The organism is Janthinobacterium sp. ROICE36, assembly GCF_002869965.1.
Lineage (GTDB): Bacteria > Pseudomonadota > Gammaproteobacteria > Burkholderiales > Burkholderiaceae_D > Janthinobacterium.
On the sequence record NZ_PEBS01000018.1, the window covers coordinates 1 to 19,824 of the forward strand.

The following is a 19,824-nucleotide window of genomic DNA, read 5'->3' on the forward strand; positions in this document are numbered from 1 at the left end:
ACAAACCACGTTCACTTTCGCCGCTTACAACCTGACGCGCATGGCGACGATCTTTGGCTGGCGTTTATCGGCGGTGGTTGGATAACTCCGTCCATAGAGTACGGAAAGCGCTAAAAAATGTCAAAAAACGGCCTGAAAAGTGGCTGAAAACTGCTTTTTAGGCAAAATGCGGCTTCCAGCCCGAAAAATTCGCATGTCTGGCGACAAAATCCGAAGGACTGGGGTCCTTTTTCAACACCCTGTTAGCGCTGTACCTGCATCAGGATCACGCGCTTGCTGCTGCCGTCGGCCGGCGGCATGGCGGACGGTGGCGGCGGGCTGTCGCAGGAGCCGCAGGAACCGCAGCCGCTGCCGCAGCCCGGCGCCACCTTGAACAAGGTCGACATTTTCGCCTCATCGAGGCCGCAGCGCACCAGGCCACGCACGATGGCGCGGCGCACGCCCGCCGGCAAATACTTGGTCGAAAAATGCAGCAGCGCGGCTGCGACGATCAGGGCGACGATAATGGTTTGCCACATGGTGTGCTCCTAGGCGCCCAGCATCAGGGCGAGGCGATACGTGATGAACGAGGCGGCGTAAGCCAGCGCGAACATATAGCCGGCCATCAGCAGCGGATAGCGCCAGCCGCCCGTCTCGCGCTTCACCACGGAGAGCGTCGACAGGCACTGCGGCGCGAACACATACCAGGCCAGCAAAGACAGCGCGGTGGCCATCGACCACGAATGGGCGATCAGCGGTTCCAGGGTAGTGGCCAGCGCGTCGCCCGTTTGCGACAGCGCATACACGGTACCCAGCGCGCCGACGGCCACTTCGCGCGCCGCCATGCCGGGCACCAGCGCGATGCAGATCTGCCAGTTGAAACCGATGGGCGCGAAGATCACTTCCAGGCCGCGGCCCAGGATGCCCGCCAGGCTGTAGTAGATTGGCGGATGAATCGCGTTGTCCGGCGCGCCGGGAAAGGTGCTGAGGAACCACAGGATAATCATCAGGCTCAGGATGATGGTACCGACGCGCGTCAGGAAAATCTTCGCGCGCTCCCACAGGCTGACGGCCAGATTGCGCAGGTGCGGCCAGTGGTAGGCTGGCAGTTCCAGCATCAGCGGCTGGTTGCCGCGCACGCCCATGCCGCGCTTCATGACCCAGGCCACGGCCATGGCCGAGATGATGCCGGCAAAGTACAGCACGAACAGTACCAGGCCTTGCAGGCTCAGATAGCCCCACACTTGGCGCTGCGGGATGAAGGCGGCGATGATCAGCGCATACACGGGCAGGCGCGCCGAGCACGTCATCAGCGGCGCAATCATGATGGTGACCAGGCGGTCGCGCGGGTTCTGGATGGTGCGCGCCGCCATCACGCCGGGAATGGCGCAGGCAAAGCTCGACAGCAGCGGAATGAAGGCACGGCCCGACAGGCCCACGCCACCCATCAGGCGGTCCAGCAAGAAGGCCGCGCGCGGCAGGTAGCCGCAGTCTTCCAGGCTCAGGATAAAGAAGAACAGGATCAGGATTTGCGGCAGGAATACCAGCACGCTGCCGACGCCGCCGATGATGCCTTCCACCAGCAAACTCTTCAGGTGACCGTCTGGCATATTCGCCGTCAGCAGGGCGCCCAGGCGGCCCACGCCATCGGTAATCATTTCCATCGGCGTGGCGGCCCAGGCAAACACGGCCTGGAAGATCAGGAACATCAGCACGGCGAGGATGAGAGGGCCGAACACGGGGTGCAGCACCACGTCGTCGATTTTTTCCGTCAGGTTGCCCGTGTCACTGGCGTCATTGCTGACGGCGGCCAGGATGCGGCGCACTTCGCGCTGGGTTTCTTCGACGCTGACGGCATCGATGGCCTCCAGCGGTTTCGCTTCCACTGTCGGCAGCGGCAGCATGGCGTCGATGGCGCCCAACAAAGCTTTTTCGCCATCGTGCTGCACCGCGACGGTTTCCACCACGGGCATGCCCAGTTCGGCCGACAGCTTGGCCGTGTCGATCAGCATGCCGCGCTTGCGCGCCACGTCCGTCATATTCAACGCCAGCAGCATGGGCAGGCCCAGGCGCTTGACTTCCAGCACCAGGCGCAAATTCAGGCGCAGATTGGTGGCGTCGACCACGCAGATGATGGCGTCCGGACGCGGGTCGCCTTTGCGCAAGCCCCCCACCACGTCGCGCGTGATGGCTTCATCGGGCGTGGTGGCCGACAGGCTGTAGGCGCCCGGCAAATCGAGCACGCGCACGGGCTTGCCGGCGGGCGACGTGAAATGGCCTTCCTTGCGCTCGATGGTCACGCCGGCGTAGTTCGCCACTTTCTGGCGCGCGCCCGTCAGGCGGTTGAACAGCGCGGTTTTGCCGCAGTTCGGATTGCCCAGCAAGGCAATTTGTGGCTGATGCGGCGGCTTGTGCACGCCCGCATCGACGATAGTTTCGACAGCACCCATGGTTATTCCGGTTGAAGCAGCGGTTGAATCGTGATCAGCGCCGCTTCGAAGCGGCGCAGTGCGAACGTGGCATTGCCGACCTTGATGGCCAGCGGATCGCCGCCGGGAATGCCGCGCTTGAGCATGCGGAGTCGTTCGCCTGGAACGAATCCCAGTTCCATCAAGCGGCGGGCGAGGTCGACGCCGTCTTCCGCCTGTCCTGCCGTGTGGGGCGTGATATGCAACACCGTGCCGCTCTGGCCGACTGCCAGCGCATCGAGCGTCATCAAGGGTGGAACTAGAGTCATGAGCAAATTCCGTTCAAATTAAGAACACCGGGACAAACTGCTGCGCGTGGCGCATCGCGTTTGACTGGGGTGTTGTGAGGTAAAACGCAACTGTTGCGCATTACCGACAAGCGGCCTTTCAAACTGTCCGGACGGCGACCGTCCGAGACAATACCAGCATTATAAACATGAATGCGAATTGTTTTTATTTAGCCCGGAGAGTAGCCCCTGTCAAGGGCTACGCCATTCGCGGGAAGGCCATATCAACACGCCGCGCCATGCCGCCAGGCACCGCACACTTGATCAAAATCGCTTGCATTGTCCCCCGCTTTGCGCGACAATGAAACGTAATGATAATGATTCTCATTAAAACACTAGCAACAATGCTTCCCAGCACTAGTGCATTTTTCATCCTCCAGCCAGAAGGTGTATCAATGATTGTATGTGTCTGCAACAACATATCTGATCGTGAAATCCGTCAAGCCGTCGATCTTGGCCTGTCCAGCATGGCCGAACTGCGCCGCGACTTGGGCGTGGCCACTTGCTGCGGCAAATGCCATAGCTGCGCGCGGGAGGTGCTGAACGATCACCTGAGCGCTAGCGTAGTGCTGCAAGAAACCGTATTGATGCGAGCTGTACTGACAAACTAAAGAAAGCGATGAATGCCATGACGATGATGCCCCCGCCCGTAACGGTGCAGGCCGTGCAACAATTTGCCGACTTCGACAAGAAGCGCAACAAGTTCGCGCCGCTGATGGCCATCGTCGTCCTGCATCTCGCCGGCTTTTACGCCATCCAGAGCGGCCTGCTGAGCCGCGTCGTCACGGCGGCCATGCCGACCATCACCACCATCAGCATCATCGCCCCACCGGCGCCGCCCAAGCCGCCGGCACCGTCGGTGCCAAAAACCGTGGAGCTGAGCGCGCCCGTACCGCGCGCCGTCATCCCGCCGTTGCCGCTGATCGCCGTGGCACCGAGCGAACCGACGATCACGCCGCCGCAGCCGACACGCGCCGAAGCAGCTCCCGTGGCCACCGCCGCGCCGACTGCGCCAGCCTCACCGTCGCCGACACCACCGGCACCGTCGGCGCCGCGCACCGTCAGCAGCGTCGAATACATCAAGGCACCGCAACTGATCTACCCGAATTTATCGCGCCGCCTGGGCGAAAGCGGCACCGTGGTGCTGCGCATTCTGATTAATGAAAAAGGCTTGCCGGAGCAAATCCTGATCCATAAATCGACCGGCTACGGCAACCTCGATGAAGCGGGCCGTCAGGCCGCGCAGCGCGCGCTGTTCAAGCCCATGATCGAAAACGGCAAGCCTGTCCCCGTCTACGTTTTAGTACCGCTGACCTTCCAACTGAGCTAGCCTTGCGGCGGCCACTGCGCCGCTGCCAGCCCGCAAGCACCGCACCGATGCCCTGCTTGCTTTTTTGCGCCCTATTTTCTGTACCAGTCAAGCAACTGCTTGTTTCAGTCTGCCAGCCACCATCCCCGGGCCAGGCAGACTTTTTTTTGGGGCCCATTCCCCTCGCGCAGCGACTGACCCCAGCCTTACATCTCCGCCCACATCCGCAGCAAATTATGATAATGCCCGGTCAAGCCCACCGTCGCGGCCGAATCGCCGTGCGCGCCGCGCACGCTCTGGATGTTCTGATCGAGCTCAAACAGCATGCTGCGCTTCCAGTCTTCGCGCACCATGCTTTGCGTCCACAGGAAGGAGCAGATACGCTCGCCGCTGGTGACGGGCAGCACCTGATGCACGCTGCTCGACGGATACACGATCACGTCGCCGGCCGGCAGTTTCACCTCATGCGTGCCGTAGGAATCGACCACCACCAGCTCGCCGCCTTCGTACTCGTCCGGCTCGCTCAGGAACACGGTCGAAGAAACGTCGGCGCGCATCGACTGCATGCCGTTTTTCGGCGTGCGAATGGCGCCATCGATATGCAGGCCATAGTGCTCGCCGCCCGCATAGCTGTTGAAGAACGGCGGCAGGATGCGCAGCGGCAGCACGGCCGCAAAGAACAGCGGATGGGCCATCAGCGCGCGGCTGACGATCTCGCCCAGCTCCAGCGCCAGCGGCGAACCTTCGGCCAACTGGCGATTGCGCTTGACTTGCGCCCCTTGCGCGCCGACGCTGGCGCGCCCGTCGACCCAATCCGTCTGCGCCAGGCGCTGGCGAAACTGCGTGACCTGTTCCGACGTCAGCACGCCGGGTATATGCAACATCATCTTGTTATCCTTTTTCAGTAAAACTCGCTGCCGGATTATCGCATTGCCGGCAGCGTCCCAAAAGAGACAAAAGCAAGAACAGCTAAACATTGTCCGCCTTTTCAGCGCGACCATGCAGGCGCGCCAGCGGCAGCAAAATAGCGCCAGGAACGCGAATGAGAATGGCCTTCATTTTCTTTAAAAAATAAAAAACGGCGCTATGGGGAAATCCACTTGAGAATGGGTTTTATTCGCACGATATTTACGTTAAAAAGACGGAAAAACACCGTTTCGCAGCAAAAAACGCCCATATTTTGCGCTATCATGCGGGCATAGCGAAACCGGCAAGCTGCGCGCCACCAGGCAGCCTGCGCCACCCGGCAGTGAACGCCAGCAGCCTCCGGTTTCATCATCGAACGCGACACAGAACAAAGGACATCCCATGAAGGGCGATAAAGAAGTCATCCGCATGCTCAACGCACAGCTCACCAACGAACTGTCGGCCATCAACCAGTACTTCCTGCATGCGCGCATGTACAAGCACTGGGGCCTGGAAAAGCTGGGCAAAAAAGAATACGAAGAATCGATCGGCGAAATGAAACACGCCGACAAGCTGATCGACCGCATCCTGATGCTCGACGGCCTGCCTAACCTGCAAGCGCTGCACAAGCTGTTGATCGGCGAGAACACGCCGGAAATGCTGGAATGCGATTTGAAGCTGGAACGCGCCGCGCATGCCACCGTCAAGGAAGGCATCGCCATCAGCGAGAAAGCGGGCGACTACGTCTCGCGCGACCTGTTCCTGATGATCCTGGAAGACACGGAAGAGCATATCGACTGGCTCGAAACGCAGATCGACCTGATCGCCAAAGTCGGCATCCAGAACTACCTGCAAAGCCAGATGGCGATTGAAGAGTAATTGTTCTTCGAGGCAGATAAAAAAAACCGGCAGAGCCGGTTTTTTTACGCCTGCCATCAAGGCTTGCTGGCCACCTGCGGGCGCAGCTTGACGCACAGCACCGCCACCGCCGCGCACAGCAACAGGGCGCCGGCCAGCCGGATGACGTTTTCCGGATTGCCGCCCAGCCAGCTGCGGTAATACAGCGGCAGAGTGAAGATCTGGATGATCATCGGGATGACGATGAACATATTGAAGATGCCCATGTAGACGCCCGTGCGCTCGGGCGGAATGCAGCCGGCCAGCATGATGTAGGGATTGCCCATAATGCTGGCCCAGGCCAGGCCCACGCCCAGCATGGGCAGCAACAGCAGCGCCGGGCTGTGGATCAGCGGGATGCTCAGCATGCCGACGCCGGCCGCGCACAGGCACAGGCTGTGCATGCGCTTGGGACCGAAACGTCGCGTGAACGGCACCAGTGCAAAGGCGGCGACAAAGGCGACGAAATTGTAGAAGGCGCCCACCTGCCCGTTCAGCAGGCCCGCGTCGCGAAAGCCTTGCGACGCCGGATCGGTCGTATGGAACAGGGTGGCCGCCAGCGACAGCGCAATGTACTGCCAGTAGCAAAACATGGCGTACCACTGGAACAGGTTGACGAGGGCCAGTTGCTTCATCGTCGGCGGCATCTCGCGCAAGGCCGCGCCAATATCGGCCAGCGTGTGGCGCCAGCCCGGCGGGCGGTTGCGGATGGCCGCCAGCTCGCTGGCCGTGAGCGGGTTTTCCGGCGTCGTCTTCAAGGTCCACAGCACCGAGGCGAGGGAAAACACGGCGCCGATCAGGAAGGCGGCGATGACGATGTGCGGAATATGGCTGCCATTGACGGCATCCTTGTTCATGCCCAGCATGACCAGCAGCGATGGCGTCAGATAGGCCAGCGTTTGCCCCAGCCCCGTAAACGCGCTCTGCGTCAGGAAGCCCAGCGAATGCTGCTTCTTGTCGAGCTTATCGCTGACAAAGGCGCGGTACGGCTCCATCGTCACGTTGTTGGCCGCGTCGAGTATCCACAGCAGGCTGGCGGCCATCCACAGGGTGGGACTGAAGGGCATGGCCAGCAAGCCCAGGCTGCACAGGATGGCGCCGATCAGGAAGTAGGGCGTGCAGCGGCCCCAGCGCGTCACCGTGCGATCGCTCATGGCGCCGATCAGCGGTTGCACGAGCAGGCCTGTCATGGGGCCGGCCAGCCATAGATACGGCAGGCTCGCTTCGTCGGCGCCCAGGTATTTGTAGATGGGGCTCATGCTGCTTTGCTGCAGCCCAAAGCTGAACTGGATGCCGAAAAAGCCGACATTCATGTTGACGATCTGCCAGAACGACAGATGCGGACGGTGCGCCGTGGCGTCGCTCATGCTTGCTCCCTTTCCAGCCACAGCATATGCCATGGCTGCAGGCCTACCGTGCCGGCCAGCACGCTGCCATCGAGGCTATTGCGCCATTCGCCTGCAGGCAAAGTATAGCGCTGGCTGGCGCCGCTGAAATTGCTCAGGTTGAGGAAAGCGTCGCCGCGCAGCAGCGCCAGCACGGCCGGCGTGGCGGCGGGCAGCACGCGGCGCGGCGCATCGGCGGCCAAGGCCGGCAAGCGCCTGCGTACGTCGATCAGCTGGCGCAGCGCCAGGTACAGCCGGCCGCTGGCGCTCACGCCATCGTGGCGCCAAGCCAGCAAGCTGTCGTCAAACGCGGGACGCTGCAGCCAGCGGCTGTCCATCGCCCGGTCGGCCCGCTGCGTGTAGCTGTCATCGTTGGTCATGCCCAGTTCATCGCCCATGTACAGCACCGGCAAGGCGCCAAAGCTCAATGCCAGCCCATGCAGCAGCAGCAGGCGGCGCAAGGCGTATTCCTGCTCCTGCACGGTGACGGCGCTTTGCAGGCCGGCCAGCGAGGCGGCCATGCCGTTGCTGCCATGCGCCTTGTCGGCGCTGCTGCTCTGGAAGGCGGCACCGCGCGCATAGCTGCCGCTGCCGGGCGTGCCGGCAAAGAACTGCGCGATGCGCGCCAGGCGCGCCGGCCCGTCCGCGCCCGCTTCATTGAGCAGCACGTTCCAGCCGATGTCGTCGTGGCAGCGCACATAGCTGAGCCAGCATGCGGCAGGCGGCAGGGGCGGCGTGGCGGCGATCACTTGCTGCAGCAAGTCCGTGCTTTCCTCGGCCAGCGCACCCCAGCCGGCAGCCATCAGGCTGCTGTGATAGGCGATATGGCATTCGGGCGCGGCATCGCTGCCAAAGTAGGCGGGCAGCTTGGGCGTGGGCACGATGGCTTCGGCCTTGAGCAATACGCCAGGCGCAACGAGGGCGGCAATGGCGCGCAGGGCTTGCAGCAGGCTGTGGGCTTCGGGCTGGTTCATGCAGTCCGTGCCTTCGCGCTTCCACAGGAAGGCCGTCGAATCGAGGCGGAACACCTCGATGCCCTTGTTGGCCAGGCCCAGCATGGCGCAGGCCATGGCCGCGAAGACGGCCGGATTAGCGTAATTCAAATCCCACTGATACGGATAAAACGTGGTCCAGACCCAGCGCTGGAGCTCTGGCACAAACGTGAAATTGCCCGGCGCCGCCTGCGGGAAGACCTGGCCCACGGTACGCTCGTAGCGGTCCGGCTGCACGCGGTCGGGATAGGTGAGGAAAAAATCGCGCAGCAGCGGATCGCCCGCCTTGGCGCCCAGCGCCCATGCATGGTCGTCGGCCACATGGTTGAGGATCAGGTCCGAGCACAGGCTGATGCCGGCCGCGCGCAGCTGCGCCGTCAACGCCAGCAAGTCGGCATTGCTGCCTAGCGCGGGGTCGACTTCCTCGAAGCTGGCGACGGCAAAGCCGCCATCGCTTTCACCGGCGCGCGCACGCAAAAAGGGCAGCAAATGCAGATACGTCACGCCCAGTTCGCGCAGGTGGGCAATGCGTTGGGCCACGCCCTGCAAATTGGCGCCGAAGCGCTGCACGTACGCGCTGTAGCCCAGCATGGACTGGCTGGCAAACCAGTCAGGCTGCGCTTCGCGCTGCGCATCCTGCCGCAGCAGTTCGGGGGCACGTGCCGCGTACAGGCGCCCCACGCTTTCCATCAGCTCGCCCAGCCAGGGCAGGAAGTCCGGCCGCTGGCCATACAGGCTGCCCAGGCGGTCCAGCAAGACCGCCTCCTGGCGCGCATAGCGGCGCGCCGCATCGTCGCGCAAGTGCGTGGGGAGCGGCGCCAGCAGGCGCGCCAGGGGGCTGCGTATCGACATCATGAATCCTATCCTTGCTTAAAATGCGTATTTCAGGCTGACCTTGACGGCGCGCCCCGTGATCGAGCGGGCCGCATGGCCATCGCCCTCGACTTCCGTATAGCCGATCTTGTCGAGCAGATTGTTCGCCGTCAGCGCCAGCTGCATTTGCGGCGTGAGCTGGTAATTGACGAAGGCATTGAGCACCTGGTAGGCGGGCAAGGTGATCGTGTGCGCATCGTCGCCCCACGACTTGCCCGTGCCGACCAGGCTGGCGCCGAAGGTGGCAGGCCCCCATTCATAGGTGGGCGCGAGCTGGTAGACGACACGCGCCTGGCGCCGCGGCGTATTGCCGATCAGCGCCACGTCGGCCGCCGCCGTGCCCGTGATCTCGGCATCCGTGAACGTCAGGCCGCCATTCATGCGGAAGTCGCCGGCGCTGTAAGCCGCTTCCAGCTCCACGCCCTTGGCTTCATAGCTGTTGGCCGTGCGCAGCTGTGTGGTCGCCTCGTAATTGCTTTCCTTCGTCTTGGCCTGAAACACGGTGACGAAGGTGCTCAGAGGACCCTGCCGCCATTTCACGCCCCCTTCAAGCTGGCGCACGGTATTGATGGCCACCGGCACGCTGCCATCCAACGGCGTGCCGAACAGGATGCGGTCGGCATTGAAGGCCACGCCTTCGCTGACGCGCGCAAACACGGCCAGGTTGGCTTGCAGCTTGTAGTTCGCGCCCAGCGAGTACGAGGTGTGGCCCAAGGTGTAGTCGACCTGCTGCACCGTCGACGGCAGATAGGCTTGCGCGCCGGTCGCCTGATTGGCCGTGCCGCTGGCATGCTGGCGGTCGCGCCGCAGACCGCCATCGAGATTCAGCGCGCCGCTTTCCCAGGCCAGGTTCAGGTACGGTGACGTCGTGCGGTACTCCATGTCGACGGCGCGCGAGCAGCAGGCGCCGAAGGCCGGGCCGATATAGCCGGGCGTGCCGCTGGCCGTCTGCAGCAGGGCCGGCTGGTCGCCCGTGGCCTGCATCAGGTATTCATTGAAGTTTCAGGTCAGGCCCAATTTTTGCTGCGACAGGTACAGGCCGGCCGTGGTGGTCAGCTTGCCGCTGTCGAGAACAAAAGTCTTGGCCAGCTTGGTGTCGCTCAGGGTATTGCTGGCGTCGTCGATCGAGGTATTGAACACCACGGCGGAAAACGCGCGGCCGATGTAAGGCTTGCCCTGATTCGGGCCGCTGGCAAACACATAGCTGCCGTCGCTGCCGCTATTCGACGGGAACACGCCCGTGAAGCGGCCGGAATTGTCGGCGTAACGGAAGTTTTCGCTCACGCTCCAGCCCTGCCCCAGCTTGACCGACGCTTCCACGCCCACGCTATCGCTCTTCACGTGCAAGCCGTCGTTGACATTCGTGGCCACGCGCTGGTTATCCTTGTTCAGCACCATGTCAGGCACCCAGAACGGCGAATAGAAACTGGCCTTGCGCGGGTCGATGCCGGCGATTTCCCCGATGCGGCCATTGCGCACGCTGACCGGCACAGGCAGGGCCGTGGGCGACTGGTCGTCGAGGTGCTTGAACGACAGGCGCACGAAGCCGCTGTCGAATTCATGCGTGACGTTGCCGCGAATCTGGCCGCCTTTTTCGCTGTTGACACCGCTGTGGCGGATGCCTTCGCCCGTGCGCCAGGAGCCGCCGATGAAGAAGCGCGTGCGCTCCGAGAGCGGCGCGCCATAGTCGAAGTCCACGCGCGTCTGGTCGTAACCCAGGCCGCGGCTGATGGCCACGCTGCCGCCCTTCTCCTTGCCATTTTTGCTGATGAAATTGATGATGCCGCCCGGCGAATTGGTGGCCAGGGTGGAGGCCGAACCGCCGCGCACCACTTCCAGGTGGTCCAGCGTGGAATCGATCTTGATGAAGCTGTCGGGCGTGGTGAAGTTGAAGTCGCCGAACTGCAGCACCGGCAAGCCGTCTTCCTGGATCTGCACATAGCGCGCGCCGCCAGCGGAAATGGGCAGGCCGCGCACGGTGATGTTGGCATTGCCTTCGCCGCCCGAGGATTCGGCCCGCAAGCCCGGCACCGAGCGCAGGACTTCGGCGGCACTGGTCGGCGCGTTGTGCAAGATGGTGTCGAGTTCCATGCTGCTGACGGAATTGCTCGATTTCATTTTGGACGTGCCGCCGGTGGTGCCCGTGACCACGATGCGTTCCAGGTTCAGGCCATCGGCGGGCGCGGCGCTGGCGGTGTCGCCGGCCGATTGCGCCTGGGCGGTACCCAATTGCAGCATGGCCAGGGCGACGGCTGCGGCCATGCAGCCGCGTTGAGCAGTACGTGTTTTCATCTTGTCTCCAGTGTTGTATGCCGATACATCGAGGTATCCGCTTGTTATGAGTCCTGGCCGCTGCCTGCCGTGGCGCGCTGGCTGAGCCGGTACGTCATTATTCAACGGATATGAATTTATTGCAATCGATTGCAATCGAGCGCTGTAACATGGAAATTATGTTGTTTTTAAGAGAATAATATGGGATACACAGAGGAAAAAAGTGGCTGCTGGCTGAGCACACAGGGTTTTTCATGCGGCATCGCAGCATGAAAATATGGGGGCCAATTTTAAATCATTGCAATCGGTTGCACTCGATAGCAGATGCGCGCTTCAGCGGCCCGAGGCGCGTACGATCAGCTCGGTTGGCAATTGCTGGGATGGCGCAGGCGCGCCGTCGACCAGCGCCAGCAGCGAAGCCACCAGCGCGCGCCCGGCGGCGCGGATCGGCTGGCGCACGGTGGTCAGCGGCGGGTGGAAATACGCGGCCAGTTCGATATCGTCGTAGCCGACCACGGCTACCTGTTCCGGCACGGCCACGCCGCGCGCGCGCAGGGCGCTGATGGCGCTCATGGCCAGCAAGTCGCTGCAGGCAAAGATGGCATCGAACGGCAGGTGGCGGTCCAGCAGTTCCTGCACGTCCGTCGCGCCGCCCTGCGGCAGGAAGGAGCCGGCCACGTACAGTTGCGGGTCGGGCGCCAGCCCCTGCGCGGCCAGCGCCTGCACATAACCCTGGAGGCGCTGCGCCACTTCGGGCAGCTTGGCGTCGCCAAAGAAGGCGATGCGCGTGCGCCCCGCCGCCAGCAAGTGTTCCGTGGCCAGCCTGCCACCGGCGACGTTATCGCCGCCGACGGTGCAATACAGCTGTTGCGGCAATTGCGCGCCCCACACGACGATGGGCACCTGGCGCGCGGCCAGCTGATTCAGTTGTTTATGGTGGCGCCACTGGCCGATCAGGATGATGCCGATCACGCGGCCGCTGTCGAAGGGCTGGGCGGCCGCATCGAGCGTTTCGGCATCCACGCGCGAAATGAGCATGTCGAAGCCCTGCTCCGTCAGCGCATCGGCCAGGCTGCCCAGCATGCTGAGGAAAAAAGGATCGGACAGGTGCTGGCGCGTGGCCGCGTCATACGGCACCACGACGCCGACCGTGCGGTTCTGTTTCAGGCGCAGGTTTTGCGCGCCGATATTGATGGAATACTTGAGCGAACGGGCCAGCGCGATGACGCGCGCGCGCGTCTCTTCATTGACCAGCGAACTGCCGCTCAGCGCGCGCGACACGGTGGACGTGGACACGCCGGCCAGGCGCGCGATATCGGCCATTTGCAGGCGTTGCTGCGCCTTCGAATCGGTACCGGTCATCGTACGCTCACTGCGGCGCGGTGTCCTTGAACGATGGCCGCTCGGACAGTTTGTCGAACAGGCGCGCCAGCGCGGGATGGTCCGCGCGCCAGTCGATTTCCGGGAAGCGGAAGCTGAGCCAGCCAAGGGTGCAGCCCACGGCCACGTCGGCCAAGGTGTAGTTCTTGCCGGCGCAATACGCGCTCTCGCCCAGGCGCGCCTCGAGTGCGGCCAGGCCCAGCGAGATCTTGTCGAGCTGGCGCGCGATCCAGGCCGCGCTTTGCTGCTCGGGCGGGCGCTGCGTGCGCTCCAGGCGCACCAGCACGCCGGCGTCCAGAATGCCGTCGGCCAGCGCTTCCCAGTTCTTGATATCGGCCCGCTCGCGGCCATTGCCGCCAGCCGGCAGCAGCTTGCACACGGGCGTGAGCGTGTCGAGGTATTCGACGATGACTTTCGAATCGATCAGCGTGCTGCCATCCTCCATCACCAGGCAGGGCACCTTGCCCAGCGGATTGGCCTGGGCAATGCGGGTTTCCGGCACCCACACGTTTTCCAGCTCGAAGACATAGTCGAGCTTTTTTTCCGCCAGCACGATACGGGCTTTGCGGACATACGGGCTGGCGAGGGAGCCGATCAGTTTCATAAGTACTTTAAGGTAAAGGAGCAGCAAGCAGTATAGCATCGGCGGCAGCGGCGTTTGGCAGCACGCACCCGGCGCTCCCCTGGGTGTGGCAGGCACGCCGCATCGGGGCCGGATTCGGCCAAAATGGGGGCCATCCGCCGCCGACGCACGGCTGGCCAGCGGCCAGCGGTGGTAAAATCGCCCTTTACTGTGGCGCCGTCAGTGTTGCTTTATTGCAATAGTCCTGTCCTCCCCGCGCGCCACACGCCAACCGTTTCTTTAACTTGCGTCCGCTCTCATGACTTCTACACCTCCGTATTCCACGCTGTCGGCCCTGTCTCCGCTCGATGGCCGCTACGCCAGCAAGACCGATCTGCTGCGCCCGATCCTGTCCGAAGCCGGTTTCATGCACCACCGCGTGAAAGTGGAAATCTCCTGGCTGCAAGCGCTGTCGCAAGCCGGTTTCGCTGAAATCAAACCGTTCTCGGCAGAAGCGAGCGCCCTGCTCGACAAGATGGCGGCGGATTTCTCGGAAGCCGATGCGGCCCGCATCAAGGCCATCGAAGCGTTCACCAACCATGACGTCAAGGCTGTCGAATACTGGCTGAAGGAACAAGTGGCGGATGTGCCGGAACTGGTGGCGGCGTCGGAATTCATCCATTTCGCCTGCACCTCGGAAGACATCAACAACACTTCGCACGGCATGATGCTCAAGGCTGCGCGCGATGGCGTGATGCTGCCGGCATTGAACGGCCTGGTAGCCAAGCTGACGCAGATCGCGCACGACAATGCCGACGTGCCTATGCTGTCGCGCACGCACGGCCAGACGGCCAGCCCGACCACTCTGGGCAAGGAAATGGCCAACGTCGTGGCCCGCTTGCAGCGCGCCGTCAAGCGCATCGAGCAAGTGGAAATCCTCGGCAAGATGAATGGCGCCGTCGGCAACTACAACGCCCATTTGTCCGCCTATCCCGGCTTCGACTGGCCGGCGTTCTCGCAGGCCGTCATCGAACAACGCCTGGGCCTGGTCTTCAACCCGTATACCATCCAGATCGAGCCGCATGACTACATGGCCGAACTGTTCGATGCCTTCGCGCGCGTCAACACGATCTTGCTGGACTTGAACCGCGACATCTGGACGTATGTCTCGCTGGGCTACTTCAAGCAGAAGCTGAAAGCGGGCGAAATCGGTTCGTCGACCATGCCGCACAAAGTCAACCCGATCGACTTTGAAAACTCGGAAGGCAACCTGGGCCTGGCCAACGCCATCCTGAAACACCTGTCGGAAAAACTGCCCGTCTCGCGCATGCAGCGCGACCTGACCGATTCGACCGTGCTGCGCAACATCGGCGTGGGCCTGGGCTACACCCTGCTGGCCTATGACAGCTGCCTGCGCGGCTTGAACAAGCTGGAAGTAAACCACGCGCGCCTGGCGCAAGACCTGGACGCCACCTGGGAAGTGCTGGCCGAGCCCGTACAAACCGTGATGCGCCGCTATGGCATCGAAAATCCGTACGAGCAACTGAAAGAGCTGACGCGCGGCAAGGGTATCTCGAAAGAGGCGCTGCAAACCTTCGTCAATGGCCTGGCCATCCCACAGGATGCCAAGGAAGTGCTGCTGAGCATGACGCCGGGTAACTACATCGGTATCGCGGCGCAACTGGCCAAGGCAATCTAAGCCACTATCTGTACCTGGATCAAGCAGATCCACATCCACGGGGCGGCCGGCACACAAATGCTGCCCGCCCCGCGGTTTTTCCGGCAATCTTTCTTGTAGAATCTGCAGCACGCAGCGTAATTTGCTTTTCTTTGGTATATTAAGCCGAATTAGTCCTAATACGTACTATTTTCAAGAAAGCCGCCGATGCAACGCTACACCACCACCGCCATCATCCTGCACTGGCTGACCGCCCTGCTGATCATCAGCGCCTTTGTCATGGGCCTGGTCATGACGGACATTCCCGGCCTGACACCCACCAAACTCAAATATTTCTCCTGGCACAAGTGGCTCGGTGTGACCGTGCTGGCCATCGCCGCCATCCGCCTGCTGTGGCGCAAGGCCAATGTGCCGCCGCCGCACCCGGCCAGCATGGTTGTCTGGCAAAAGAAGGCGGCCGACGCCATGCACGTGCTGCTGTACCTCCTGATCTTCGCCGTGCCCATTTCCGGCTACCTGTACACCCTGGCCGCCGGCGTGCCCGTGGTCTATCTGGGCCTGTTCCAGCTGCCGGTCATCATGGCGCCGAACCCGGAACTTAAGCCACTTTTAAAAGAGATTCATTATGTTCTGAACATGACGATGGCCGCCGCCGTGGCCGCCCATGTGCTGGCGGCGCTGAAGCACCAGTTCATCGACCGCGATGGCGTGCTCAAGCGCATGCTGCCTTAACGTCCCCCTTGCTCACTGAAACACAGGAAAAATAAGATGAAAACCACCCAACGCATCGTCCTCGCTTCCCTGCTGGGACTGTCCGTGGCCGCCACCGCCGCCACCCTGCTGAAAGTCGATCCCGCCAAGACCAGCGTGTCGGCCGTGTTCAAGCAAATGAACGTGCCCGTGGAAGCGAAGTTCAAGAAATTCAATATCGCCATCGATTACAACCCGGCCACGCCGGACGCCTCGAAAGCGTCGGTGGACATCGACACGGCCAGCATCGATATCGGCGACCCCGAGTACAACAAGGAAGTAGCCAAGAAAGAATGGTTCAACGCGGCCCAGTTCCCGAAAGCCACCTTTGTCTCGAGCAGCATCAAGGCCGCCGGCGCGGGCAAACTGACGGTAAGCGGCAAGCTGAGCATCAAAGGCAAGACCACCGACGTGAGCTTCCCCCTGACGGTGAAAGCCGACGGCGGCAAATATGCGTTCGACGGTGCCCTGCCGATCAAACGCCTGACCTACAACATCGGCGAAGGCGAGTGGAAAGACACGAGCATGGTTGCCGATGAAGTCACAATTAAATTCCATGTTTCTGCGCAGTAATCGCCACACCCCTTGTTCAACCTTAGGATATACATGACATTCAAGCATTTGATGATCGCCATGCTGGCAGCTGCCGGCGCGGGTTCGGCCATGGCCGCTACCGACACCTACAACCTCGACCCGACGCATACTTTCCCCAGCTTTGAAGCCGATCACATGGGCATGTCCGTCTGGCGCGGCAAGTTCAACAAGACCAAGGGAACCGTGACCCTGGACCGTGCCGCCAAGACGGGCAGTCTGGACCTGGTCATCGATGCCGATTCCATCGATTTCGGCCTCGACGCCATGAACACGCACGCGAAAAAAGCGGACATGTTCAATGTGGACAAATTCCCGGCAATCACCTACAAGAGCAAGTCGTTCAAGTTCAACGGCGATCAACTGGTGGAAGTCGATGGCGAACTGACCCTGCTGGGCGTAACCAAGCCCGTCAAATTGAATGTGAGCAAATTCAAGTGCATCATGCACCCGCGCTACAAGCGTGAAGTGTGCGGCGCCGATGCCAGCGCGGAATTCAAGCGCAGCGACTTTGGCCTGAACTACGGCATGCCGGCGTTCTCGCCGGAAGTCAAGCTGGCCATCCAGGTCGAAGCGATCAAGGCCGATTAAACAAGACCTTGCCACATGACAAGCCCGCCTCGCTGCCTGCAGCCAGGCGGGCTTTTGCATGCGCGACGCGAATCCGCTGGACTTTTCTATCGTGCGGCATCACTATCCATTGGCATGATGTTGTTCTGACATGACACCCCACTCACCCATCGCGCGGAGGACTACATGAATTTCATTATCTGGATCGTTATTGGCGGCGTCATCGGCTGGCTGGCCAGCATGGTCATGAGAACGAATGCACAACAGGGCATCTTCCTCAATATCGTCGTCGGCATCGTGGGTGCCTTCCTGGGCGGCTGGCTGCTGGCGCCCCTGTTCGGCACGGGCACCATCAACAGCGACAATTTCAGCGTGTCTTCGCTGCTGGTCTCGTTCCTGGGCGCCGTGATCCTGCTGGGCATCGTGAATCTTTTGCGCCGCAGCAAAATACGCTAGCGCGGCAACACGCCGTGTCTCACGAGGTGACCGGGCCGTGCAAGCGCCCGGCCATTTTTCATTGTTGCCAAGACACGTATGGACAATACCACAGTCGCCGCACGGAAAAATGCGGGCTGGCGGCCGGTTCCTGCCCTTATATCACCAAAAAAAATGCTACTTAAGTAACTTAATGCATTCATGCCGCCCGGAAAATGTGATTGACTAGTGCGAGTTCGATACGGATACTCTAGGTCGCCCGCTGAGAAAAAACACTGGGTACACGTTGGTTCCGACTTCCCACCATGTAAAAAGACTAGAACTCGAATGAAAAAATCTTTAATCGCGCTCGCCATCCTGAGCAATTTCGCACACGCCGACGAAGGCATGTGGATGCCCCAACAGCTGCCACAAGTAGCCAAGGAATTGAAAGCGGCCGGACTGAAACTCGATCCGACCACCCTGACCAAGCTGACCGAGTTCCCGATGGGCGCCATCGTCAGCCTGGGCGGTTGCTCGGCCTCGTTCGTCTCGACACAAGGCCTGGTTGCCACCAACCACCATTGCGTCTACAACAGCGTGGCAGTCAATTCGACCAAGGAACGCGATTTGCTGGCCAACGGCTTCCTGGCCAAGACCTTCGCTGAAGAATTGCCGGCCGCCCCAGGCAGCCGCATCTTCGTCACCTCGGCCGTGACCAATGTCAGCGACAAGATCATCACCGCCGACGTAGCCAAGCTGCAAGGCAAGGCACGCATCGACGCGATCGAGAAAAACCAGAAAAAACTGGTCGCCGAATGCGAAAAAGAAGCCGGTTTCCGCTGCACCGTGTCGAGCTACTACGGCGGCCTGGAGTTCTACCTGATCAAGCAACTGGAAATCCGCGACGTGCGCCTGGTGCACGCGCCTCCAGCGGGCGTGGGCAAGTTCGGCGGCGACACCGACAACTGGATGTGGCCACGCCACACGGGCGACTACGGTTTCTACCGCGCCTACGTCAGCCGCGATGGCAAAGCTGCCGACTTCAGCAAGGACAACGTGCCTTACCAGCCAAAACACGTGCTGAAACTGGCCAAGGATGGCTTGAAAGAAGGCGATTTCGTGATGGCACTGGGCTACCCTGGCCGCACCAACCGTCACCGTTTGCCATCGGAAGTGGCATTCACGTTTGACTGGAACTACCCGGCCTTCGTAAAAGCGTCGGGCGAAACCCTGGCCATCATCGCGCGCGAAACCAAGGACAACAAGGACGTAGCCCTGAAATACGCGGGTCAAGTCGCTGGCGTCAACAATTACTACAAGAACCGCCAGGGCATGCTCGATTCCTACGTCGGCAGCGATTTCCTCGCGCGCAAGACGGCGGAACACGATGCCCTGAAAACCTGGGTCAACGCCAATCCTGCCCGCAAGGCTGAATTTGCCGGCGATATCGAGCAAGTGGAAAAATTGATCGCCGAACGCGATGCCGACACCAAGCGCGATTTCTTCCTGGGCTACGCACAGCCACGCCTGCTGAACACGGCACGCAGCCTGTACCGCCTGTCGAACGAAAGCACCAAGGCCGATACGGAACGCAAATCCGGCTACCAGACGCGCGATTTGCCACGCCTGACCTCGGGCATCACCTCGGTCGAGCGCACCTACGATGAAAAAGTCGACAAGGCACTGGTACTCAACAGCCTGAGCAAGTACGCCGCGCAACCGGCAGCACAACGCCGCGCCAGCTTTGACGCCGCCATCGGCATCAAGGATGGCATGTCGCCAGCCGACCTGTCCGCCGCCCTGGACAAACTGTATGCGGGCAGCAAGCTGGGCGACAAGGAAGAGCGCGCAGCATGGCTGAAACGCACGCCTGCAGAATTCCAGGCCAGCAAAGACAGCTTCATCCAGGCAGCCGTTGCCATGTATCCCGATTCGCTGAAAAACGAAGCGGAAGACGAAGAACTGGCCGGCAAGATCCAGCAAGCCTACGCCAACTACATGAAAGCAAAAATTGCCTTCATGAAGAGCAAGGGATTAGCCGTCTATCCTGACGCCAACAGCACCCTGCGCGTGACGTTCGGCCGTGTTGCCGGCCGTGACCACGGCGCCGATGGCACTACCTGGACCGCTTTCACCACCGTCAATGGCGTCGTTGCCAAAGCCACGGGCGAGGGTGAGTTCAATGCACCAGCGAAACAACTGGCCGCGATCAAGGCCAAGGACTTCGGTAAATTCGTCGATCCCAAGCTGAAAACCGTGCCGGTAGATTACCTGGCCACCCTGGACATCACCGGCGGCAACTCCGGTTCGGCTGCCCTCAATTCCAAAGGCGAATTCATCGGCCTGGCCTTCGATGGCACCCTGGACTCGATCATCTCCGATTGGGATTACAACAAGGCCAACACCCGTTCGATCCAGGTCGACCTGCGCTACATGCTGTGGAACATGAAACACATCGACCACGCAGACAATCTGCTGAAAGAAATGGGCGCTGAATAACAAGAAACAA

General features: G+C 61.5%; 19 protein-coding genes. 9 read left to right on the top strand and 10 right to left on the bottom strand.

What is annotated here, in order from left to right:
* Positions 1–242: 242 nt before the first annotated feature.
* From CSZ94_RS09760 to CSZ94_RS09770, 3 genes are read right to left on the bottom strand one after another with little or no spacing between them, the layout of a single operon-like run.
* On the bottom strand, positions 243–518 hold the full coding sequence (locus tag CSZ94_RS09760; protein WP_102121317.1) for a hypothetical protein: 276 nt from the start codon (positions 516–518) through the stop codon (positions 243–245).
* A 9-nt stretch (positions 519–527) separates the two neighbouring features.
* A complete protein-coding gene (gene feoB / locus CSZ94_RS09765; RefSeq protein ID WP_102121318.1) occupies positions 528–2,429 on the bottom strand; it encodes a ferrous iron transporter B in 1,902 nt (633 codons plus the stop codon).
* A gap of 2 nt (positions 2,430–2,431) precedes the next feature.
* A complete protein-coding gene (locus CSZ94_RS09770) occupies positions 2,432–2,716 on the bottom strand; it encodes a FeoA family protein (protein WP_102121319.1) in 285 nt (94 codons plus the stop codon).
* Positions 2,717–3,129: 413 nt separating this feature from the next.
* On the opposite strand from CSZ94_RS09770, the gene CSZ94_RS09775 reads away from it, so the two are divergent.
* Positions 3,130–3,345, top strand: coding sequence for a (2Fe-2S)-binding protein (locus CSZ94_RS09775; RefSeq protein WP_102121374.1), 216 nt, complete (start codon positions 3,130–3,132; stop codon positions 3,343–3,345).
* 17 nt (positions 3,346–3,362) lie between these two features.
* Positions 3,363–4,064, top strand: coding sequence for an energy transducer TonB (locus CSZ94_RS09780; RefSeq protein WP_102121375.1), 702 nt, complete (start codon positions 3,363–3,365; stop codon positions 4,062–4,064).
* Between the two features lie 185 nt (positions 4,065–4,249).
* On the opposite strand, the gene CSZ94_RS09785 is transcribed toward CSZ94_RS09780, so the two are convergent.
* Positions 4,250–4,930: a Fe2+-dependent dioxygenase gene (locus tag CSZ94_RS09785; protein WP_102121320.1), complete on the bottom strand. Its 681-nt coding sequence runs from the start codon at positions 4,928–4,930 to the stop codon at positions 4,250–4,252.
* Between the two features lie 421 nt (positions 4,931–5,351).
* Here CSZ94_RS09785 and bfr point away from each other — a divergent pair, with 421 nt between their 5' ends.
* Positions 5,352–5,828: a bacterioferritin gene (gene bfr / locus CSZ94_RS09795; protein WP_034745609.1), complete on the top strand. Its 477-nt coding sequence runs from the start codon at positions 5,352–5,354 to the stop codon at positions 5,826–5,828.
* 56 nt (positions 5,829–5,884) lie between these two features.
* Here bfr and CSZ94_RS09800 read toward each other — a convergent pair whose 3' ends face one another.
* The 6 genes from CSZ94_RS09800 to CSZ94_RS09820 all read right to left on the bottom strand — a co-directional run bounded on the left by CSZ94_RS09800 (position 5,885) and on the right by CSZ94_RS09820 (position 13,351).
* Complete coding sequence (locus CSZ94_RS09800) at positions 5,885–7,213, bottom strand: MFS transporter (protein ID WP_102121322.1); 1,329 nt, start codon at positions 7,211–7,213, stop codon at positions 5,885–5,887.
* Entirely contained in the window at positions 7,210–9,078 is a 1,869-nt protein-coding gene (locus CSZ94_RS09805) for an alpha-amylase family glycosyl hydrolase (protein ID WP_258000889.1), read from the bottom strand. The genes CSZ94_RS09800 and CSZ94_RS09805 overlap by 4 nt, the downstream gene beginning before the upstream one ends.
* 15 nt (positions 9,079–9,093) lie before the next feature.
* On the bottom strand, positions 9,094–10,080 hold the full coding sequence (locus tag CSZ94_RS28585; RefSeq protein WP_258000890.1) for a TonB-dependent receptor domain-containing protein: 987 nt from the start codon (positions 10,078–10,080) through the stop codon (positions 9,094–9,096).
* Between the two features lie 18 nt (positions 10,081–10,098).
* Positions 10,099–11,388 (bottom strand): TonB-dependent receptor plug domain-containing protein, encoded by a 1,290-nt coding sequence (locus CSZ94_RS28590; protein WP_258000891.1) that lies wholly within the window; start codon positions 11,386–11,388, stop codon positions 10,099–10,101.
* Positions 11,389–11,700: 312 nt separating this feature from the next.
* Positions 11,701–12,729, bottom strand: coding sequence for a LacI family DNA-binding transcriptional regulator (locus CSZ94_RS09815; RefSeq protein WP_258000892.1), 1,029 nt, complete (start codon positions 12,727–12,729; stop codon positions 11,701–11,703).
* 7 nt (positions 12,730–12,736) lie between these two features.
* Positions 12,737–13,351, bottom strand: a complete 615-nt coding sequence (locus CSZ94_RS09820; RefSeq protein WP_102121323.1) for a glutathione S-transferase N-terminal domain-containing protein — start codon at positions 13,349–13,351, stop codon at positions 12,737–12,739.
* 277 nt (positions 13,352–13,628) lie between these two features.
* On the opposite strand from CSZ94_RS09820, the gene purB reads away from it, so the two are divergent.
* From purB to CSZ94_RS09850, 6 genes are all read left to right on the top strand, one after another.
* Complete coding sequence (gene purB / locus CSZ94_RS09825) at positions 13,629–15,008, top strand: adenylosuccinate lyase (protein WP_102121324.1); 1,380 nt, start codon at positions 13,629–13,631, stop codon at positions 15,006–15,008.
* A 186-nt stretch (positions 15,009–15,194) separates the two neighbouring features.
* On the top strand, positions 15,195–15,719 hold the full coding sequence (locus tag CSZ94_RS09830; RefSeq protein WP_102121325.1) for a cytochrome b: 525 nt from the start codon (positions 15,195–15,197) through the stop codon (positions 15,717–15,719).
* 36 nt (positions 15,720–15,755) lie between these two features.
* Entirely contained in the window at positions 15,756–16,310 is a 555-nt protein-coding gene (locus CSZ94_RS09835; RefSeq protein ID WP_102121326.1) for a YceI family protein, read from the top strand.
* Between the two features lie 33 nt (positions 16,311–16,343).
* Positions 16,344–16,919 carry a YceI family protein gene (locus tag CSZ94_RS09840; protein ID WP_102121327.1) on the top strand — a complete coding sequence of 192 codons (576 nt, stop codon included), beginning with the start codon at positions 16,344–16,346 and terminating at the stop codon, positions 16,917–16,919.
* Between the two features lie 165 nt (positions 16,920–17,084).
* Positions 17,085–17,354 carry a GlsB/YeaQ/YmgE family stress response membrane protein gene (locus CSZ94_RS09845; protein ID WP_102121328.1) on the top strand — a complete coding sequence of 90 codons (270 nt, stop codon included), beginning with the start codon at positions 17,085–17,087 and terminating at the stop codon, positions 17,352–17,354.
* Between the two features lie 306 nt (positions 17,355–17,660).
* The gene (locus tag CSZ94_RS09850; RefSeq protein WP_102121329.1) at positions 17,661–19,814 is read left to right on the top strand and encodes a S46 family peptidase; all 2,154 of its coding nucleotides are present in this window, start codon (positions 17,661–17,663) and stop codon (positions 19,812–19,814) included.
* Positions 19,815–19,824 lie beyond the last annotated feature (10 nt).

Coding starts and splice junctions, on each gene's coding strand:
- CSZ94_RS09760 (WP_102121317.1), bottom strand. CDS start 518: ATGTGGCAAACCATTATCGTCGCCCTGATCGTCGCAGCCGCGCTGCTG.
- feoB (WP_102121318.1), bottom strand. CDS start 2,429: ATGGGTGCTGTCGAAACTATCGTCGATGCGGGCGTGCACAAGCCGCCG.
- CSZ94_RS09770 (WP_102121319.1), bottom strand. CDS start 2,716: ATGACTCTAGTTCCACCCTTGATGACGCTCGATGCGCTGGCAGTCGGC.
- CSZ94_RS09775 (WP_102121374.1), top strand. CDS start 3,130: ATGATTGTATGTGTCTGCAACAACATATCTGATCGTGAAATCCGTCAA.
- CSZ94_RS09780 (WP_102121375.1), top strand. CDS start 3,363: ATGACGATGATGCCCCCGCCCGTAACGGTGCAGGCCGTGCAACAATTT.
- CSZ94_RS09785 (WP_102121320.1), bottom strand. CDS start 4,930: ATGATGTTGCATATACCCGGCGTGCTGACGTCGGAACAGGTCACGCAG.
- bfr (WP_034745609.1), top strand. CDS start 5,352: ATGAAGGGCGATAAAGAAGTCATCCGCATGCTCAACGCACAGCTCACC.
- CSZ94_RS09800 (WP_102121322.1), bottom strand. CDS start 7,213: ATGAGCGACGCCACGGCGCACCGTCCGCATCTGTCGTTCTGGCAGATC.
- CSZ94_RS09805 (WP_258000889.1), bottom strand. CDS start 9,078: ATGATGTCGATACGCAGCCCCCTGGCGCGCCTGCTGGCGCCGCTCCCC.
- CSZ94_RS28585 (WP_258000890.1), bottom strand. CDS start 10,080: ATGCAGGCCACGGGCGACCAGCCGGCCCTGCTGCAGACGGCCAGCGGC.
- CSZ94_RS28590 (WP_258000891.1), bottom strand. CDS start 11,388: ATGAAAACACGTACTGCTCAACGCGGCTGCATGGCCGCAGCCGTCGCC.
- CSZ94_RS09815 (WP_258000892.1), bottom strand. CDS start 12,729: ATGACCGGTACCGATTCGAAGGCGCAGCAACGCCTGCAAATGGCCGAT.
- CSZ94_RS09820 (WP_102121323.1), bottom strand. CDS start 13,351: ATGAAACTGATCGGCTCCCTCGCCAGCCCGTATGTCCGCAAAGCCCGT.
- purB (WP_102121324.1), top strand. CDS start 13,629: ATGACTTCTACACCTCCGTATTCCACGCTGTCGGCCCTGTCTCCGCTC.
- CSZ94_RS09830 (WP_102121325.1), top strand. CDS start 15,195: ATGCAACGCTACACCACCACCGCCATCATCCTGCACTGGCTGACCGCC.
- CSZ94_RS09835 (WP_102121326.1), top strand. CDS start 15,756: ATGAAAACCACCCAACGCATCGTCCTCGCTTCCCTGCTGGGACTGTCC.
- CSZ94_RS09840 (WP_102121327.1), top strand. CDS start 16,344: ATGACATTCAAGCATTTGATGATCGCCATGCTGGCAGCTGCCGGCGCG.
- CSZ94_RS09845 (WP_102121328.1), top strand. CDS start 17,085: ATGAATTTCATTATCTGGATCGTTATTGGCGGCGTCATCGGCTGGCTG.
- CSZ94_RS09850 (WP_102121329.1), top strand. CDS start 17,661: ATGAAAAAATCTTTAATCGCGCTCGCCATCCTGAGCAATTTCGCACAC.